Genomic DNA, 3,720 nt, shown 5'->3' on the forward strand with positions numbered 1-3,720 from the left:
CCGCGATTGGGATGCCGTCGATGCGGCGATGGCGCAGGGCGCGGGTGCGGTCACGCCGAGTCGTTTGCGCCGGCAGGGCATGAACTTCCTTGATATCGACCGGGCGCTGACCGCGTTGGGTGAGGTTCTGGCCGAGGACGAGACGTTCATCGCCGTCGCCGACGTGGAGTGGGAGCGGTTCGCTCCGGTGTTTCGTGCGGCTCGTCCGCGTCCGCTGCTGGACACGATTGCCGAGGCCCGGGAGCCGGAAAGTGCTGGTGCGGAGCCGGAGAACCGTGGTGAGTACGCGTCTGGTCTGGCCGCGATGTCCGCCACCGAGCGCCGGCGTGTGGTGATCGAGTTGGTGCGGGCGAGTGCTACTGCGGTGCTGGGTTATGAGTCGGGTGAGGAGATTCCGGCGGAGCGGGCGTTCCGGGATGTCGGTTTCGACTCGCTGACCGCTGTCGAGCTGCGCAACCGGCTCAACACCGCGACGGGGGTACGGCTACCCGCCACCGTGATCTTCGACCATCCCAACCCGACGGCTCTGGCCGAGGAGATCCTGACCCGGCTGCTGGGCTCGGTGGCGAAGCAGGTCACCACGACGGTGTCGCAGGCGCCGACCGAGCCGATCGCGATCGTCGGCATGGCCTGCCGCTATCCGGGCGGAGTCCGCAGCCCCGAAGAGCTGTGGGAACTGCTCTCCTCCGGCGGCGACGCCATCTCCGGCTTTCCCGCGGATCGTGGCTGGGACACGGAAACCCTCTTCAACGCGGATCCGGATGCCGAGGGCTCGACGTACGTGACCGAGGGCGGCTTCGTCACCGGGGCTGGAGAGTTCGACGCCGACTTCTTCGGGATCAGCCCGCGTGAGGCCCTGGCGATGGATCCGCAGCAGCGGTTGCTGTTGGAGACGTCGTGGGAGGCGGTCGAACGTGCCGGTATCGATCCGGTGTCGTTGAAGGGTGCCGGGGTCGGCGTCTTCATCGGTGCGGCGCCCTCGGGCTACCTCGACGCGGCGAGTGCCGACGCCGATGCCCAGGCGCACCTGATCACCGGCAACGCGCTCAGCGTCACCTCCGGCCGGATATCGTACGTGCTCGGCCTGGTCGGTCCGGCGGTGTCGGTGGACACCGCCTGCTCCTCCTCGCTGGTGGCGTTGCATCAGGCGGTGTCGGCGCTGCGTGGTGGCGAGTGCTCGATGGCGCTGGCCGGTGGCGTGATGGTGATGGCCGACCCGAGCGAGTTCGTCGGATTCTCCCGGATGCGTGCGTTGTCGTCGGATGGCCGTTGCCGGGCGTTCGGTGACGGTGCCGACGGCATGGGTATCGCCGAGGGCGCTGGTGTGGTCATGCTGGAGCGGCTCTCCGACGCGCAGCGCAACGGCCATGAGGTGCTGGCGGTGATCCGCGGCAGCGCGGTCAACCAGGACGGTGCGTCCAACGGGCTGTCCGCGCCGAACGGTCCGTCGCAGCAGCGGGTGATCCGTGCCGCTCTGGCGAACGCGCAGGTCAACGCTGCTGATGTGGATGTGGTGGAGGCGCACGGCACCGGCACCGCGCTGGGTGATCCGATCGAGGCGGGTGCTCTGCTGGCGACCTATGGTCAGGAGCGGCCGGGTGCGGATCGGCCGTTGTGGCTGGGGTCGATCAAGTCCAATATCGGGCACGCCCAGCAGGCCGCGGGTGTCGCTGGTGTGATCAAGATGGTGATGGCGCTGCAGAACCGGAAACTGCCGCGCACTCTGTACGCCGAGACGCCGTCGTCACATGTCGACTGGTCGTCGGGCAACATCGAGTTGTTGTCGCAGGCGCGGGAGTGGCCGGCTGGTGAGCGGCCCCGGCGTGCTGGTGTGTCGGCGTTCGGGATCAGTGGCACCAATGCGCATGTGATTCTGGAGGAGGCTCCGGAGCCCACTGCGGTGATCTCTTCGGCCGAGGTTCTGCCGGTGGTGGCCGCGGATCTTTCGGTGTGGCCGATCTCCGGTCGTAGCACGGCGGCTTTGGCCGGGCAGGCGGGCCGTCTGCGGGAGCATCTGGTGGCCCGTCCGGAGTTGCCGGTCGGTGATGTGGCGTGGTCGTTGGCCACGACGCGGTCGGTCTTCGATCACCGGGCTGTGATCCTCGGCGTCCAACATGATGATCTGCTGGCCGGGCTGGTCTCGGCGGCGACGGGTCAGCCAGCGGCTGGGGTGGTGACCGGTCAGGTCGTTCCGGGTGGTGTCGGGCGGACGGTGTTCGTGTTCCCGGGTCAGGGCTCGCAGTGGGTCGGGATGGGCCGGGAGTTGGCGGAGTCGTCGCCGGTGTTCGCGGCGAGGCTGGCTGAGTGTGCGGCGGCTTTGGAGCCGTTCGTGGACTGGCGACTTGATGACGTACTGGCTGGTCGTCATGGTTTTGAATCTGCTGACGTGGTCCAGCCGGCGTTGTGGGCGGTCATGGTTTCCCTCGCCGCGGTGTGGCGTGCCGCCGGTGTGGAGCCGGATGCGGTGGTGGGTCATTCGCAGGGTGAGATCGCGGCTGCTGCGGTGGCGGGGATCCTTTCGTTGGAGGACGCGGCGAAGGTTGTCGCGTTGCGTAGTCGCACGTTGGCGGCGTTGGCGGGTCATGGTGGGATGCTGTCGATCGCGGAGTCGGTGGCGGTGGTGCGTGACCGGATCGCCGGGTTCGGTGATCGGCTGTCGATCGCGGCGGTGAATGGCCCGTCGGCGACGGTGGTGTCCGGTGAGCCTTCGGCGTTGCGGGAGCTTGAGGCCGCGTGTGGTGATGCGGTGCGGACCCGGTTGATTCCGGTGGATTACGCGTCGCACGGTCCGCAGGTCGAGCGGTTGCGGGACGAGATCTTGACCGTGCTGGACGGGATCGCGCCTGGGCGTGCCGCGATCCCGATGGTGTCGGCGCTGAGCGGAGACTGGCTGGCCGGTCCGGAACTGGATGCCGGCTACTGGTACTCCTCGCTGCGGGAGACCGTGGAGTTCGACCGGGCTGTGAGGGTGCTGACCGATTCCGGTCACGGCGTGTTCGTTGAGGTCTCGCCGCATCCGGTGTTGATCCCGGCTGTTGACGCCGCTGTCACGGTGGGCAGTCTTCGTCGTGATGACGGTGGTGTGCGGCGTCTGATGGCGTCGTTTGCTGAGGCGTTCGTCAACGGTGTCGATGTTGACTGGTCGGTGGTGCTGGGCGGGGGGAGAACGGTCTGTCTACCTACCTATGCGTTCCAGCGGAGATTCTTCTGGCCGCAGCCGGTGAAGTCGTCGTCGGTGGAGTCGACGACATCGGCGGGTTCGCCTGCTGAGGCGGGTTTCTGGACGGCCGTCGAGCAGGGTGACGCGGGGACGTTGGCGGAGCTGCTCGGTGTTGATGCGGCCGATACCGCGTTGGGAGCGTTGACGAAGTGGCGTCGTCGTGAGCGTGCTGACGCCTCAGTAGCGAATTGGCGTTACCGGGTGAGCTGGGTTCCGGTGGTGGAGTCCTCGGCGGCGGTGCTGTCCGGTAAGTGGCTGGTTGTCGGTGACGGTGCGGGGGTTGTCGGTTCGGTCTTGGCGCAGCGCGGTGCCGAAGTCGTTGATGACATCGGTCAGGCGGACATCGCGGGTGTGGTGTCGGTGCTGCCTGAGGGTCCGGCGGCGATCGCGGAGTTGATCCGGGAGCTGGCTGCTGCTGGTGTGGTGGCTCCGTTGTGGGTGTTGACGCGTGGTGCGGTCGGCACCGGTGTCAACGATCCGGTGACTGCGGTGGATCAGGC

1 protein-coding gene is annotated in these 3,720 nt (G+C 67.8%); it reads left to right on the forward strand.

Features of this window, described 5'->3' with window-relative positions; genetic code table 11:
* Positions 1-79: 79 nt before the first annotated feature.
* On the forward strand, positions 80-3,720 hold a 3,641-nt coding region (locus ACQ0O7_RS45130), incomplete at its 3' end, for a type I polyketide synthase (RefSeq protein ID WP_430792106.1).

The organism is Actinoplanes sp. G11-F43 (assembly GCF_050589265.1).
Classification (GTDB): Bacteria; Actinomycetota; Actinomycetes; order Mycobacteriales; family Micromonosporaceae; genus Actinoplanes.